We start from the raw sequence: 16628 nt of genomic DNA on the forward strand, positions 1-16628 counted from the left end.
TCACTACAACCCTTATTGCTTAACTAATGTCGCTATAAAGAAACCATCTGACCCAAAATCGTCCGGATAGACATGTAACATTCCTTGATCATCTAAAACATCTAGGTTATTAGCCGTTTTAGTCGGAACTAGTTTAAAATCACTGTGACTAGTTAAAAACTCATTGATAACATCTTCATTTTCAATTGACAAAATGGTACATGTTCCATAAACAAGACGACCACCTTTTTTCAATTTACTAGCAACTGCATCTAAAATTGCAAGTTGAATTTTCTGTAATTGATAACTATCCTTTAACGATTTTTCATATCTGATTTCTGGCTTACGTCGCAACAGTCCAAATCCAGAACAAGGTGCATCTACCAAAATACGATCAAATGTTTCATCCTTAATTTTTTCGTCAACTTTTCGAGCATCTAAAACTTGCGTTTCGATACGATCAGCAACTTGTAAACGCGTAGCATTTTCTTTAATCAATTTTGCTTTGTGATCATGAATATCCAAGGCAACGACATGACCACCCTGTGTCTTTTCAAGATAAGTTGCAATCTGTGTCGTTTTTCCACCTGGCGCAGCCGCTGCATCTAATACCTTATCTCCTGGATGCACGTCTAAGCTTGGCACCATTAACATTGCTGACTCATCTTGAAGTGTTAATAACCCATCATGAAAAGCTTGCGAACCTGCGACATGACCGCCAGAAACCAATAATGCATCTGGTGTAACTTCAGAAGGCGTAACCTGATAATCATCATTTTCTAACAACTTCATGAGTTCTGCCGGTGAAATTAGTTCGCGGTTTACGCGCACCGACTGCCTTGGTGCCTCATTAATCGTTGATGCAATTGCAACTGTTTTAGACCAGCCGAGTTGACCATTTAGCGTTTCAATTAGCCACACCGGTAATGAGGTTTTAATTGATAACCGCTTTGTTTCATCTTTAATACCTTCAAATTCAGAAAGGCCTTGTCTTTGAATTGCATGTAGTACACCCGTGACAAACTTTCGAGTGCCATCATGCCCACGACGTTTCGCAATATTAATTGCCTCATCAAAAATTGCATGATCTGGAATTTTATCTAAATATTGCATTTGAAATATTGAAATATAAAGTAACTCACGAACCCAAGATTCTAGCTTCTGTGGTTGCTTAATGAATGGTAGCAACCAGTATTCTAAGGTTAATCGATGTTGAATCACACCATAGACCATCGTCGTCATCAAGTGAACGTTCTTCTCTGATAAATCAGCTTGCTTAATCATACTGTCCAACTGCAAGTTAGAATATGCCCCATTTTGAACTTTTTCTAAAACACGAACAGACAAAGCACGAGGATTAGTTAATTCCCAATTTGCAATTTTTTGGTTATTTTTTTTAGTCATAGGTAATAACTTGATCTCCCTCTGCAAAATTTGCATGACCATTTAGATAGTCAGTAATTGTCATTTTAGGTTTTCCAGCAGGCTGCAACTCATCAATGGCAATCACTTGGCCATCACCCGTAGCTAACCACAATTCGTGCTTTCCTTTTTTAACAACGGTTCCTGGTACCGCATCTGTCTTTTCATCAACAAGATGCGTTTTTTGTATCTTTGTTCGTGTACCCTTAATGGTTGTGTGTGCAATTGGAAATGGAAATAACCCTCTGACATGATTATGTACAACCTGTGCAGGTTGCGTAAAATCAAGTACTTCTTCGTTAGGTTGAATATTTGGTGAAAAGCTCACTTGATCAATGTTCTGTGGTATTGGTGTAATATCACCAGAAATTAATTTTGGTAACGTTGATAATAATAGGTCACGACCCAATAGACTCAACTTGTCAAATAATGTTCCCGTATTGTCCTCAGATAAAATTGGTAATTCTTTCTGGGCAATTATATCCCCAGCATCCATTTCTTTAACCATGTACATAATCGTGACACCTGTTTTTTCATCACCGTTTAAAACAGCATAATGAATTGGTGCCCCACCACGATATTTAGGCAATAATGATGCATGGACATTAATTGCACCCATTTTAGCTGCAGCTAATAATTTAGTTGGTAGAAATTGGCCATAAGCGGCTGTAATAATGAAGTCTGGTGCCAATGAAATAATTTGCTTCATTTCATCAGACCCTGACAACTTATTTGGCTGTAATACCGGGATATTTGCCCTCACCGCAACTTCTTTAACCGGTGTTGGTTTAAGTGTATGCTTACGTCCAACCGGACGGTCTGGTTGTGTCAAAACAGCCACAACATCATAAGCTGAATTATCAATCAAACTTTGTAAAATTGGGGCAGAAAATTCTGGTGTACCCATGAAAACAATACTTGTCATTGCTTTTTTTACTCCTTTATCATATGTATGATAACACCACCTTATCAGTGATGATATCTGTAGGACTACATGAAATTAATTGGTTCGCGATCAATAATTATTATGATTCCTTGTTTTTGTAATTGCTGGCCTTTTTGCATTAAGCTTCTAAGTGCCTGCATTAATTTTTCGTCATGTCGATACTTAATAACTAATCGATAGTAGTATTTATTTTTAATACGTGGGATAGTTCCTGTGGCTGGACCTAACATGATTGTTTCATTATCAATGGTACCTTTCAGCCAGTTAGCAATTTCATACGCAGCTTTTGCCGATTCATCAATTTTTTCATGTGCAAATTTAATCTGAATCGTAAAATAATATGGTGTGTATCTCCAAGCGTGTCTCAGTGCCATTTCTTGATGATAAAATGCTTCATAATCTTGCTGTTTAGCTAGCTGAATTGCGTAATGGTCAGGATTGAAAGTTTGCATAATGACCTTACCGGGTCTATCACCACGACCTGCGCGCCCAGAAACTTGCGTTAATAATTGAAAAGTTCGTTCAGATGCTCTGAAGTCTGGTAATGATAATGTTGTATCAGCGTTTAATACACCAACTAAAGTAACATTTGCAAAATCTAATCCCTTGGCAATCATTTGCGTTCCTAACAAAATATCAGCCTCATGATTACCAAAAGCAGTTAACAATTGATCAGTTGCTCCCTTTCTACGAGTGGTATCAACATCCATACGTATCACCCGTGCCTGGGGAATTTGTTTACTTAGTTGCTCTGCAACTTTTTGCGTACCAGAACCAAATTGTCTAATTCTGGTAGAACCACAGTTTTTACATTTTGTAGGTATAGTCTCACTATAACCACAATAATGGCAAACTAAACGTGAAATATCTTTATGAACTGTTAGGGCAACATCACAATTAATACAGCGTGGTGTAAAACCACATTCACGACATACCAAAAAATTCGCATATCCACGACGGTTTAACATTAAAACAATTTGTTCTTGCTTAGTAAGACGATTTTGAATGGCTTCAAGCAATTGAGGAGAAAAAATATCATCGCCACCATTCTTAATGGCCTCTCTCATATCAACAACTTGCGTTTCTGGTAGCATACCATTCGTTGCACGATGTTCTAATGTTAATAAATGATAGACATTCTTTTGCGCACGCGCACGGCTTTCTAATGAGGGTGTTGCCGAGCCCAATACAAGGGTAGCATGATGAAAATCAGCACGCCAATGTGCAACATCTCGTGCATGATATCGTGGATTTTCATCTTGTTTATATGAGGATTCATGTTCCTCATCAATTATGATTAGCCCGATGTTTTTCAATGGTGCAAATACAGCTGATCTGGCACCAACAACAACATGTACCTCTGATCGTTGAATACGTCGCCACTCATCATATCGTTCACCATCTGACAATCCTGAATGCATAACAGCAACATCGTCCCCAAAACGGCTCTTTACACGTCGAACCATTTGTGGTGTCAATGTAATTTCAGGAACTAACATTAAAGCCGTTTGGCCCTCTGCAAGCGCCTTTGCAATTGTTTGTAAGTATATTTCTGTTTTTCCAGATCCTGTGACACCTTCTAATAAAAATGTCTTTGTATCATTTTCTGAAATATTATTTGCAATTGCTGTATAAGCTTCTTGCTGCTCTGCATTCAAAGTTAACGGTTGGCTATTTTTTACAGGTGTACTGAGTTTGGGAATTCGATAAGACTCTAATGGTTTCTGAACGATCCAACCTTTACCCTCTGCTTGCTTTAATACTGCATAATCTAATTGATACGATTTAATGACCTCTTTCACCGGAACAAATGTTTGCGGTGACTGCATCAAATATGAAAGCAATCGCGCTTGCTTTACAGCAGATGGTCGCAGTTGTTGTCTTTGCTCTTGATAAAAATTAACTGATTGAATAGGCTTTAGTGCATTAATTTTTTTTACTTTTGCCCGATTATTAACAACATATCCAATTTCAATGACGTGTTTTTTTTGTAATTTTAAGAGTGTTGGGACTAATGTCATATCAACATTATCAACGTCAAAGGGCACTTCATCACGATCAACAAATAGTGCTTGTATTTGTGGCAAACGATCTAATCCATTGGGTTCAATAAGCCGTAAAACCTTACTATACTTTGCACGCATGACGTTGGGTAACATCGTTTGAAAAACACTAATTCGAAAAGCAAAGTTATAATCCGCTACCCATGTTGCTAGTTCTAAAAGTTCATCATTCAAAACTGGCTCTAACTCAACAATTTGCGAAATATCTTTCAGTTTGTCAGGTTGCTCTGTTGTCTCACTAATATCTGTTACAAACCCCTGAACCAATCGGTTACCTTTACCGAAAGGAACCACAACGCGCATACCCCGAATAAGTGCTTTAGAAAAGAGACTAGGAATATGATAAGTATATGGTTGATTCGTTTGCATTGTCGGTACATCAACGATTACTTGTGCATACATAAACTGTCTCCTTTCTTATTTTTAGTCAAAATAACTCGTTACTTAATTCATTTTACCAGAATTAATGCAATCAACCTAATTATGGTTTTATCATTCAATAAATAAAAAGCCAGAACCACAAAAGTCCTAGCTTTAAAGTATTTATTATTGAAATTACTTATTTTTAGCTTGCAATGCCTGTATATCACGAGCAATCATAAGTTCTTCGTTAGTAGCAACCTTCAAAACTGCTGCAGTTGAATCGTCTGTTGACAAAATAACTTCATCATCGCGTAGTTCATTCTTTTCTGCATCAATTTTAATGCCCATGAATGCCAAACGGTTAATGATTTCTTCACGAACATTTGCAGCATTTTCACCAATACCGGCAGTAAATGTTAATGCATCTACCCCACCAAGTTCAACGTAATACTGACCAATGTAACGAACAACACGATCAATAAACATTTCCAATGCAAGTGCTGCGTGATCATTAGTATCGGCAACAGACTCCAAGTCACGCATATCAGAAGAAATTGTTGATACGCCTAATAATCCAGACTTCTTATTCAAAACATCTAGCATCTCATCATTTGATAGTCCTTCACGATTTTGAATATAGTATACAAGAGAAGGATCAACATCACCAGTACGAGTAGCCATCATCACACCAGCCAATGGTGAGAATCCCATTGATGTATCGTATGATTTACCATCTTTAATAGCCGTAACCGATGCACCAGCACCTAAGTGTAACGTAATCAACTTCAAATCTTCTAGTTTCTTACCAAGTAGGTCTGCTGTACGTTGTGCAACGTACATATGTGAAGTTCCGTGAGCACCATACTTACGTGCCCCATACTTTGTGTAGTATTCATATGGCAAGGCATACAAGTAATTCTTCTTAGGCATTGTTTGGTGGAATGCCGTATCAAATACAGCAACTGACAAGGCGTTTGGCAACAACTTTTGGAACACGCGAATTCCCAATGCTTCAGAAGCATTGTGTAATGGTGCATAGTCTGCTAAACGTTCAATTTTGTTAAGTGCTTCATCATCTACAATAACTGACTTATTGAACCACTCCCCACCAGCAACAATACGGTGACCAACACCAGTAATTTCCGTAAGGTCTTCGATAACTTCGTGTGCTTTTAATTGCTCAAGCAACAAATTTATTGCAGCTTCATGATCAGCAATATCTTGCACTAGCTCAGTTTTCTCCCCATTAAATTTCAAAGTAAAAATTGCATCGCTCATACCGATACGTTCTACTTGTCCCTTTGCAATCACTGTTTCTGCTGGCATTTCAAATAATTGAAATTTTAGTGATGATGATCCAGCATTAATCGCCATTGTCTTAGCCATATATACTTATCTCCTCTTTCCATATGGAATTCATTATTAACTCAAAATAGTATATCACAAAAAAATGCGATTCGTGTACATAAAGCCATTAATGTCGTGCTACCATAACTAATTATACAAGTGATTTGCTGTCATCCAAGCTGTCAATTCTGTCACAAACTTTTTATTTTCGACTTCATTCGATAATTCAGGAGCTTTTGCCAACATCACTGGTTTTGCTTGGACGGCATCAGCACCAGAACGTTGTAATATAAGGATTACTTTTCCTAATTTAGAATCTTTAAATAAGTTACTAGGTAACTGAATCAATGACTGAAAATAGACCTCATCTGTTTGTAAATAACTTAACAATTTTTTGCTCTGATCACTTTCAAATAAATTCGATGGAACAGTTAAAATTGCTAATCCACCTGGCTTTAATGCGGCAACACTTTGTTCAATTAGTAGATGATGTACAAAAGTTAATCCCTCTTCAATACGTGTCACGAAAGATTTTGACACCTCTTTTGGATAATATCCAATTGGCAAATCACCAATAATAATATCAGCATCTCCAGCCATCGGTGTTGCAACACCGTCAGTCAAGGTTAACTGCCATGATTCATTCAATAATGCTGCAACACCACTCGCAACTGTCAACATCGTGTCATCATTCTCAAATCCTTGAATGTGAACTTTTTTCCCTGCAGACTGTAATGCTTGGCTTATTGTTGCTAATAAATTACCTGTTCCAACTGCAATGTCTTGGAGATGAACGTCAGCTTTCCCCTGTGTAAACTTCTCAGCAATGAACGCAATCCACATGCCAATCGCATCTGGTGTTACTTGATAGTTTGCCTGCAAGCCATCTTGATGAATCGTACTGACTAATAAAAATTGTAAAACTTGACGGCGATCTATTAATTGTAAATCCGAAAATTTTGCTGCCTGGACATCTTTTTTTAAATTTTGTTGTTGTTCATGTGATAATGATTCCCAATCATTATCAGTTTGTCCTAACAAAATTTCAAATAGAATTATTAAAGCTTCGATTGATGCAATATCAAGAAAGGCTACTAATTTTTGCTGTGCCGCTTGTAGATTCTTAACACTGACTTCAATTTTTTCGTACATGTCATTACCTCATCTTTCATACTAGAGACTAGTGTAGCTAGTTTCTGAGTAGCTGACAAGATATATATCATTTATTATTTTTTCGTGGTACCCTGACAGATTGCATTTCGGTAACTTTAACAATATAGTAATCCTTCGTAATAACCACAACACGAGGTAGAACAAAGCGTCGTTTGTCAGCTTTAATTTCTTTACAGCTACGTATATATTGCACAGCCTGATAGCGGCCAAACCAATATTGATATTCTTGTTTTCGTAAATTTTGCTGTTCTACTTGCCTTTGTAACCACATGGTCAATCCTGCTAACAAGCAGAAACTTAAGGTTACTGTTTGAACTAAAATTATCGCTTTACGATTTTTGACCATTAATATATATTTCTTCCTTAAAAATTGATCCATTATCAAATTCTAATGTTATAACGTATAAATATGGTATTAATTCTTTAAAAGCCACTCTCTTCACTCCTAGCATATAGGATAAGAATTTTCCATCATTTCGATACAAACAAAGACATTTCCCCCATAATCCAAATTGATAAGTTTTGTTAGTCTTCACGTTTTTAATGGTCAGAACACAATCATTTGCGTCGATAATTTGATAATTTAAAGCATCATTCTCTAAACGATCAACTAAACGAGTGACCTGACACTTTTGTATTTCATAATTGTGGTGCTGTTTAATAACATTTAATCCCTGTGATGATATAGAAAAGATAAGAAACAGACCACTCAAAATCGTAAAAGCGACAATGCACTCAATTAATGTAAATCCGCTCCTGTTAACCATTTTCTTCGTTCCTGATAATATTTTTCTTTAATACTATTGATGGCACGGTCGTCAACCTGGTTTTGGCGAGTGATTGTCTCGACCGATTGACAAACAATCGATATGGTTCCCAAAACAACGACAAAACTAATCATTGCCTCCAACAGAATAAATGCCCTACGTTGTAAAACGATACGTCCCACCTCCTAGTTGAAAAATTAGTGAGATATGTTTATTAGTATTGCGATTGACAAAAGAAATTGTATCAGCAGTTACCACAGTTGGTCGCCAATTAATGTGTACATAATTACCGGCAAACCACCCTCTTGGTAATTTAATTTTCTCACTACCAATGACAATCGTATTTTTGTAACCATAAATATTAAAATCCAGTTCTTTCCCTAGTACCACTTTTTGTTGCTCTTTAATATATTTTTGTGCAAATTCTTGTTTCACATTTTGCCAATCTTGGTTATTGTCATCCTTTGGTAAGATTATCGGTGTTGAAAGTACCAGACAAACCGATAAGACAACCATTGTTTCGAATAATGTGACTCCTTTTCGGTTCATCTTACTTTCCTTGAATTACCTTATCACCCTTAATTTCAAAATGCGCCTTACCCATTTGCTGTACCTGAGAAGTAGTCAAATAACCTGCGTTCATTAAATTAGATATTGTAATCGTTTGTGTATCAGGAACGTCTTGTGCAATGTGGTACATATTGACCTGACTTTGAAGAGTCTGCATTAACGCTGTACGTTGCCTGTCTTCAGCTGTTTTACGGATATGTGCAACATTAGGATAAATCAATGCAACTAATAATCCAATAATAAACAGGGTCGTTACAACTTCAATTAATGTAAATCCTTTACGACGTAATACCTGACGGTTTTTCATTGCACAATGCCTCCCATATTTTTGTACATTGGTACAAGCGTTAAATAGTATAAGCCAATTACGACAACTCCAATAATGGCAAAACATATTGGTTGTATTAAAGTTAAATATTTTTTTATTCGTTCATCTAACAACTCAAATTTACGATTCGCCAAAATTTGAAAGTTTTCACCAATTTGTTGTTGCGTGTGACCCAGATTGAACAATAGGGCACACTCTTTAGGCAAAAAAGCTACCGATAAAATAAAATCACGAATATTTTCGCCATTACTTAATGCGTGCCAGGCCTTGTCCCCAACGTATGAAATCAGTCCATTTGTTGTTTTTTTACGCACCTTTGCGACAATCGTAGCTAATTCAACCCCGCTTGATAGTAACAATCCTAATTGCAAGCAAATATAGTACTCTACGCTAAGGGTTAATAACGTACCAATAATTGGACACTTCATGATAATTTTTATCCGTGTTTCCCAACATAGCTTTGTAAACCACCGGATACTAAGTGAAAGGCCCAACATAAGCACTATCATTCCTATAATTAGCCATGAAGGTTTCAAATTAGTTTTAAATATTGCTAAGTCTGCGCCTGATTGCCCAAGCTCTGGCAATAAAATAGTCAAATAGCCAATTATTAATACCACTAAAAGTATCATCAAAATTAACGGATATAACAATATTTGACGTAATTTCCTGAACTGTACTAATTTTCCTCGTTCCCGGGCACCTAATTCTTGTAACAAAGGTGTCAATTGTCCATGTATAATTGCAAAATCAAGTTGTTGCACAATCTCGGTTCTGATAAATGGAGACATCACTTCAGCCAAGGTAAGTCCTGCGGTTAGGCCAATAATGATAGTTTCCACGTCCTTTATAGGTAGTTTAAGTAAAATTTGTAAGGTCATTAACGAACTTTCTAAATCAAAACCAACTTTAGATAAATGACATAAATTTTCAAAAAATTCAACTTGTAACTTACGTGGCCACTGTGTTTGTTTCTGCATTTTTTAAGTCCACCAATACTTTTTTCAAACTTGTCCCACTATTCAAATTTAAATGCACATATGAATGATTTTCATGCTGCATCATTTCTTGATAACCCAAACCAACAATCACCTGATTTAATAAATCTACCGGAATGCCAAAAGCCCGTAACCGATACCAAATCCCTCTAATAGACATTGCATGAACTGTACTTAAAATTAAATGACCACTCAATGCTGCTTGAACAACAATATGCGCTGTTTCTGCATCACGAATTTCACCAATAATCATAACATCAGGATGATGCCGCAATGCCAACTTAAGCAGTCGATCATAACTCATTTGAGCAGCATTATTTACCTGTAACTGTAAAAATTGTGGTACGACTAATTCAACAGGATCTTCAATAGTAAGTACCATTTGATCATTTAAATGATTTGCTGCGACATGATAGAGTGTGGTTGTCTTACCAGAACCCATCTGACCAGCAAGCAGAATCAGCCCTTGTTTCAGTTTTATTAGTTGCGTTAGTTCCTTCAATTTATGAACAGGTCGCCATTCTAAATAGTTATCTTGCATATCATAAATAAGACGGATTACTATTGATTCTCGATTTAAAAAATCTGCTACACTTGAAATTCGTAAATGAAGGGATTGTGAATCTAAAAAATATTGCCACCGTCCAAGCTGCGGGCGCCGAGCCTCACTAATGTCCATATGTGCTGAAAATTTTATATGACGGATAAGTGCTTCCCCAACTTCAGCTTCAAAATGCCTTACTTTTTCCAAACCGTTAGCCGAATAGTAAATCATTTGAAAGCCATCAGAACATGGCCAAATATACACGTCACTTGCATGTCGTTTTGATGCCAAATCAATGATATCGTAAAACATTTTCTGTATTTTCATGCTATTTCTCACCTCCTAACATTTACAAAGACGTTCCCCATCCTAAAAAGTCTATTTTTTAATCAAAAAAATCCAGTAACGTGTAAAACGTTACTGGATGCCAAATATTCTATAAAACACTAACTAACTGCAATAACAATAAAATTCAAAACGAACAACAATGAAACTATCCACAAAATAACACTGATTTCGCTGAACTTACGCTTCACACTTTTAATTAACACATAGAAAATAAAGCCGGCTGCAATTCCATATGAAATCGAATATGAGAAGGCCATGAACGCGGAAGTAAAGAATGCTGGCACTGCTACTTCCATGTCATCCCAATCAATTGCTTTAAATTCATTCATCATCATGATACCAACAACAACTAGGATAGGAGCTGTTGCAGCACTTGGAATAACATTAACTAGTGGTGCAGCAATAATCGACAACAAGAATCCAATTGCCACAACAACAGCTGTTAATCCGGTACGGCCACCTGCTTTAATACCTGTTGAAGCTTCAATAAAAGTTGTCGTATTTGAAGTTCCAAAAATTCCAGCAAACATCGTTGCAAAAGTATCAGCAACCAGGCCACGATCCATTTTTGACTTAAAGCCTTTATTTTCATAGAATTCCTTTTGGTCTGCCTTTGAGAAAATACCACTAGAAATACCTGTTCCAATAAAGGTTCCAATGGCATCAAACAAACCTGAAAGTCCCATTGAGAACACCGTTAAAATGACAATCAAAATATTTTTGGGTGAGTTAAACATTGACCACAAACCATGCGAACCTAAAGCTTGACCAAAAATAGAACCAAAATCATGGAATGTTGTCGAAAATGATGATAATCCATTAACATGTGTATTTGTCACACCCATCGGAATACCAATGATCGTTGTTACAAAAACAGAAATCAAGAATGCTCCAGGAACATTAGCAACAACTAATAAGACTAAGAGTACTAATCCAATCAGCGCTAATAACACTGATGGATCTGTGAACGTCGTTATCTCAGGCGTCGTACCACCGTTACCAGTTAATGTTTCAATAGCTTTCGCGCCACCACCATGAAATGGTGAATTATTTAAGGAAATAATATTTTCTGAATTAACTAAATAATTAATAAATCCAGCATTCTTTAAACCAATATAAGCAATAAACAACCCAATTCCCGCTGCAATCGCGTGTTTTAGTTGTGTTGGAATTGATTTAACAATCAATGATCGAACTTTTGTTAATGTGATAATGACATCTACCAAACCAACTAAAAATACCATCCCCAGGGCTTGTTGCCAGGTATAACCTAAACCAAAAACAATCGTGTATGTAAACATGGCTTGCATACCAATCGAAGGAGCAAGTGCATATGGTAAATTAGCAAACAAACCCGTAATCAAAGTACCTGTAACAGCTGTCAAAATAGTTGCCAAAAAAACACCTTGACTAGGCATACCTGTCAACGAAAGAACTGCAGGATTTAAAAAGATAATATAAGCCATCGCCACAAAGGTCGTAATACCTGCAATGACCTCAGTCCGTACGGTTGTATGGTTTTCCGATAGCTTAAAGAAACGCTCCAACATAATAAGTTCTTCTCCCTAAAAAAATCATGTTAGCATACTCTGCCAACATGATTAAAGATCAACTAATATATTGCTAGCACCCTCATGGTACAACTAAATAATATAATTAATGTTTAAGTCTGTGGCAGAACACGTTAACGACTTCTATTTAAATAAATAATATTTTAACATTATTCCTAATTCAATTATTAGTCAATAATATTTTCAATAAAAAAAAGAACTTGTTTAGTAAACAAGTTCTTTTAAAAAGCAAAATGATAACTATTCAGCTGTTGTAAATACTGCTTGTACGTCGTCATTTTCTTCCAACTCAGCAACCAAGTTGTCCAATGATTCTTGCTTATCCTCTGGTACAGCCATTGGATTTTGTGCAACCATGGTTACTTCGTCAATACTAAATTGGTAACCCTTGGCTGCCAAAGCATCACGAACTTCAGGGAAAGACTTAGGATCAGTGTAAATTTCAAATTGATCATCAAAAGTCTTCATATCTTCTGCCCCAGCATCTAACATATCTTCAAATAATTGATCTTCATCAATTTCAGTATCTTCATCACGTTCGATTTCAAGGTAACCCTTACGGTCGAATTGGAATGAAACTGATCCTGAAGTTCCAAGTTCACCACCAAAGTGCTTAAATGATGAACGTACAGAAGAAGCTGTACGGTTTGTATTGTCCGTTAAGGCTTCAACCAAAACTGCAATACCTGCTGGACCATAACCTTCATAAGTTAACTCTTGATAATTTGCCCCGTTTGCTCCGGAAGCCTTATCAAGTGCTCGTTGGATATTATCCTTAGGCATGTTAGCAGCCTTTGCCTTGTCGATAACGAGACGCAAACTTGAGTTTGAATCTGGATCAACACCGCCAGCTTTTGCTGCCGTATACAAATCACGAGCTAACTTTTGGAAAATCTTACCACGCTTCGCATCTTGGGCGTTCTTACGTCCTTGGATGTTATGCCATTTACTATGTCCTGACATTTTCAGAAACCCCTTTTCTTTCGAAAATTTATCGTCTTATTTTACCATATAATTAGCGCTCTGACTAGTTTATGTCGCTCACACTGACATAAAATCTGCCGGTGTCAAACCATCTAGTCCAATATTTGGACTAATTTTATTACTATTTATCAAATCAACAGTCAAAATATAGTTATCTTTTGCAGCCGTTGCTGTTGGTAAATCTGTATCATCATGGGATAATGATTGATTTGCTAATGACTCTGTTTCATTTTTTGATTCGTCACTTAATTGTTGATTCTCTCGCGAACCTACCTGTTGATTAGCATACTGCATAATACGCGCTTGTAGTGTGGTTTGTCGATTGACACCGGTCGTTAGCACTGCTTGTTGGTATGCACTCTCTTGTCCAAGCAAGACCAACGATTCACTAGCTCTTGTTAAGCCTGTGTAAAGGAGATTTCTTTGTAGCATTCTTGAAAAAGCGTTGACCAAAGGCATAATAACTAATTTATATTCAGTTCCTTGCGATTTATGGATAGTGGTAGCATAGGCCAATGTCAACTGTTGCCAATTTTCACGGGTATAAATAACCTCACCCGTATCAAATGAAACCGTTATAATATCTTTTTTGTCTGTATTCGCTTTATCCTTAGCTAATAGAATTGTGGAAATATATCCAATATCTCCATTAAAAACATTATTTTCTGGATCATTCGTTGTTTGCATTACTTTATCACCAACACGAAATGTAAAAGTGAAATCACCATTTTTTACTAAAATCGTTTTCTTTTTATTCGTTATTGGATTAAATATGCTTTGAGCAATTTCATTCAAATGATTTACGCCAGCCTGTGTTCGATACATTGGTGCTAATATTTGCATATCAGTAACCGAATTTCCTTTTTTCTGCCAACTCGTCGCAATTTTTTCGACTAAATTTGGTACCTGCCTTAATTCAGCTGAAAAAAATGAGCGATCAATTTTCTGATCAGTAAAATCATCAGGTAATCGTCCATTTTTAACATCATTAGCCAAAGAAATAATTGTTGAGCCTTTACCCTGGCGATGAATTGTCTCAAGTTCTCGATAATTCAAAATGCCACTTGCTAACAAATCATAAAACACACGTCCTGGTCCAACAGATGGTAATTGATCCTTATCACCAACCAAAATTACTTGCATATCTGCACGAACGGCTGACAATAAAGTCGCAAATAATTGCGTATCAACCATCGACATTTCATCAACAACTAATAGTTGCCCGGTTAATTCTTCAATATCAACATCATCTAAGTTGGCTTCGCGTCCCGTTATGCCCAGTAAATGATGAATTGTACTAGCCGCCATGCCCGTTGATTCTTGTAGTCGTTTTGCCGCACGTCCAGTTGGCGCTACTAAATGAATGCCTTGGTCGATCTCATCAGATTTCATGCCATCTTGTCTTAACAACTTTTTAAGAGTTGCAACAACACCACTAATAATAGTTGTTTTTCCCGTTCCTGGACCACCAGTCAAGATAAATAACTGGTTCGTTAAAGCTGCGATAATTGCTTCGCGTTGTGTCGCATCATATTTAAAATTATTAGCAGATTCAACTTCATCCAAATACTTTACAACTTCTTTTCTTGAATAGGTTTGTTGTTTTCTCTCAGTTAAATCAATAAGTTCTTTAGCAATTTGATTTTCAGATTCATAAATTTCTCTAATATATAAATAACTACCATCTGCAACTACAACACCTTCTTGAGTCAGTGTTAATAACGCCTGTTTAATTAAACTTTCATCGACCTCTATGCGTTGAGCACGCTCAAGCAACCGCTTTGTCGTCACTAATAAATCCGGTAATACCATATATGTATCCCCAGATTCAAATGTCTTCAAATTAATCGCAGCAATAACACCCGCACTCACACGGCGATCATCCAGAGCATCAATACCTTGTTGTAGTGCAAACTGGTCAATTCTTTTAAATGAAACACCATCGATATCAATTACTAATTGGTACGGGTTGTTTTTCAATATTGTTAATGTTTCTTGTTGATATTTTTGATAGATTGTTGTGGCTAAATTAGATCCAAAACCAAAATCATTCAATGCAATGATTGCTCGTTCCATACCGTCAGATTTTGCAAGTTGGTCAACAATGACCGTCTGAACTTTCTCTGAAAGACCGATATTAGATAAAACTTTACTATTTTCTAAAATTAAATCAATTGCATCTGTTCCCAAAGTGTCCACAATTTTCGTCGCCGTTGATTTTCCAATACCTGGAAATTTTTCGCTCGAAAAATAGGCGACTAATCCTGATACTGAGCTGGTAGCTTGTCGATGGTAATTCATAGCCACAAACTGAACACCATAACGAGCATGTTCTTTCAGTTGTCCTTTAAATTCATAGCTGGCACCTATTTGAATGTCGCCAAAATTACCAGTGACCGTCATTTCGTCATCGTCAAAATCAAAATTTTTTTCTAATATCGTAATCCGCAGAACTTTATAAAAAGAATTTTGCGCCGAGAAAACAATGGTCGCAATTTGACCGACAACTGTTGGTTCTGTGACAGTTCCATCTTCAAAAATATCAGTCTGTGTTTCGCTCATTGTTTGTGCTCCCCAACATTACCTGAATTAAATCATCTAACCGATTGGCATCTACTTGATATTGTTTCGGATCTATTTTTTGAGCAATTTGTAACCACTGATTTTCCTGTTCATTTAAAGCCGTAGCAACAACCCCACGTCCCAAATTTGCTGAATAATCGCCACTATTTATGGCTAGTGCGCTATCAAAAGCAGCCCTTGCGGCTTTACTATCACCTAAACTCAACCAAATATTTCCTAATAAAATTTGTGCATTTAAATCAGCATTATCTTGTTGCACAGCAGTTAACGCAAATGCCAAACCCTGCTTAAACTTATTTTGTGCATAAAAACTTTGTGCCTGCATCATCGTTGCATCATGCTTCAATTTCGCATCTGTAATCTTATTAAAAAAACTTGTCGCACGAGAATAATCTGCTGCAGTGTAATAGACATTGCCTGTTGCATAGAGTAGCTCCTGCTGTGCCGCTTCATTATTCTTAAAAATAGATAGGCTTTTTAACGCCAAGTCTTCTGCTTCAACCAAACTATTAATTACTGTTAAAACATTTACTAAGTCAACATACGCTTGCCAATGATCCGGATGTTCAGAAATATCTTTCACTAGTTGTTTTATATCTTTTTGAACATCTTCATCTAATTTAGCCATTTATTTTTCCTACC

The 16628-nt window shown here is 36.5% G+C and carries 16 protein-coding genes; all 16 read right to left on the reverse strand.

All coding sequences use genetic code 11. The features are described 5' to 3' along the window. Window positions 1-12 precede the first annotated feature (12 nt). Complete coding sequence (gene rsmB / locus ACQ4QH_RS06560; RefSeq protein WP_439818230.1) at window positions 13-1383, reverse strand: 16S rRNA (cytosine(967)-C(5))-methyltransferase RsmB; 1371 nt, start codon at window positions 1381-1383, stop codon at window positions 13-15. Then, window positions 1376-2326: a methionyl-tRNA formyltransferase gene (gene fmt / locus ACQ4QH_RS06565; protein ID WP_439818231.1), complete on the reverse strand. Its 951-nt coding sequence runs from the start codon at window positions 2324-2326 to the stop codon at window positions 1376-1378. The genes rsmB and fmt overlap by 8 nt, the downstream gene beginning before the upstream one ends. Window positions 2327-2391: 65 nt before the next feature. Beyond that, window positions 2392-4812, reverse strand: coding sequence for a primosomal protein N' (gene priA / locus ACQ4QH_RS06570; protein WP_439818232.1), 2421 nt, complete (start codon window positions 4810-4812; stop codon window positions 2392-2394). A 153-nt stretch (window positions 4813-4965) separates the two neighbouring features. Further along, window positions 4966-6159 (reverse strand): acetate/propionate family kinase, encoded by a 1194-nt coding sequence (locus ACQ4QH_RS06575; protein ID WP_439818233.1) that lies wholly within the window; start codon window positions 6157-6159, stop codon window positions 4966-4968. Window positions 6160-6267: 108 nt separating this feature from the next. Next, window positions 6268-7272, reverse strand: a complete 1005-nt coding sequence (locus ACQ4QH_RS06580) for a class I SAM-dependent methyltransferase (RefSeq protein WP_439818234.1) — start codon at window positions 7270-7272, stop codon at window positions 6268-6270. 67 nt (window positions 7273-7339) lie between these two features. Continuing rightward, window positions 7340-7639, reverse strand: a complete 300-nt coding sequence (locus ACQ4QH_RS06585; protein ID WP_439818235.1) for a hypothetical protein — start codon at window positions 7637-7639, stop codon at window positions 7340-7342. After that, complete coding sequence (locus ACQ4QH_RS06590; RefSeq protein WP_439818236.1) at window positions 7623-8060, reverse strand: prepilin-type N-terminal cleavage/methylation domain-containing protein; 438 nt, start codon at window positions 8058-8060, stop codon at window positions 7623-7625. Before ACQ4QH_RS06590 ends, ACQ4QH_RS06585 begins: the two co-directional genes overlap by 17 nt. Beyond that, complete coding sequence (locus ACQ4QH_RS06595) at window positions 8033-8194, reverse strand: hypothetical protein (protein WP_439818237.1); 162 nt, start codon at window positions 8192-8194, stop codon at window positions 8033-8035. Before ACQ4QH_RS06595 ends, ACQ4QH_RS06590 begins: the two co-directional genes overlap by 28 nt. Before the next feature lie 22 nt (window positions 8195-8216). Next, window positions 8217-8609: a hypothetical protein gene (locus tag ACQ4QH_RS06600; RefSeq protein ID WP_439818238.1), complete on the reverse strand. Its 393-nt coding sequence runs from the start codon at window positions 8607-8609 to the stop codon at window positions 8217-8219. Between the two features lies 1 nt (window position 8610). Then, window positions 8611-8937 carry a competence type IV pilus major pilin ComGC gene (locus tag ACQ4QH_RS06605; RefSeq protein WP_439818239.1) on the reverse strand — a complete coding sequence of 109 codons (327 nt, stop codon included), beginning with the start codon at window positions 8935-8937 and terminating at the stop codon, window positions 8611-8613. Next, entirely contained in the window at window positions 8934-9938 is a 1005-nt protein-coding gene (locus tag ACQ4QH_RS06610) for a type II secretion system F family protein (protein WP_439818240.1), read from the reverse strand. Before ACQ4QH_RS06610 ends, ACQ4QH_RS06605 begins: the two co-directional genes overlap by 4 nt. Continuing rightward, window positions 9910-10827: a competence type IV pilus ATPase ComGA gene (gene comGA / locus ACQ4QH_RS06615; protein WP_439818241.1), complete on the reverse strand. Its 918-nt coding sequence runs from the start codon at window positions 10825-10827 to the stop codon at window positions 9910-9912. The genes ACQ4QH_RS06610 and comGA overlap by 29 nt, the downstream gene beginning before the upstream one ends. 119 nt (window positions 10828-10946) lie before the next feature. After that, window positions 10947-12398, reverse strand: a complete 1452-nt coding sequence (locus ACQ4QH_RS06620; RefSeq protein ID WP_439818242.1) for an NCS2 family permease — start codon at window positions 12396-12398, stop codon at window positions 10947-10949. A 261-nt stretch (window positions 12399-12659) separates the two neighbouring features. After that, window positions 12660-13382 (reverse strand): YebC/PmpR family DNA-binding transcriptional regulator, encoded by a 723-nt coding sequence (locus tag ACQ4QH_RS06625; protein WP_002828532.1) that lies wholly within the window; start codon window positions 13380-13382, stop codon window positions 12660-12662. Between the two features lie 78 nt (window positions 13383-13460). Further along, a complete protein-coding gene (gene recD2, locus ACQ4QH_RS06630) occupies window positions 13461-15965 on the reverse strand; it encodes an SF1B family DNA helicase RecD2 (protein WP_439818243.1) in 2505 nt (834 codons plus the stop codon). Further along, window positions 15946-16614: a tetratricopeptide repeat protein gene (locus ACQ4QH_RS06635; protein WP_439818244.1), complete on the reverse strand. Its 669-nt coding sequence runs from the start codon at window positions 16612-16614 to the stop codon at window positions 15946-15948. Before ACQ4QH_RS06635 ends, recD2 begins: the two co-directional genes overlap by 20 nt. Window positions 16615-16628 lie beyond the last annotated feature (14 nt).

The sequence above is a fragment of the Weissella paramesenteroides genome (assembly GCF_051903945.1).
GTDB lineage: Bacteria > Bacillota > Bacilli > Lactobacillales > Lactobacillaceae > Weissella > Weissella paramesenteroides_A.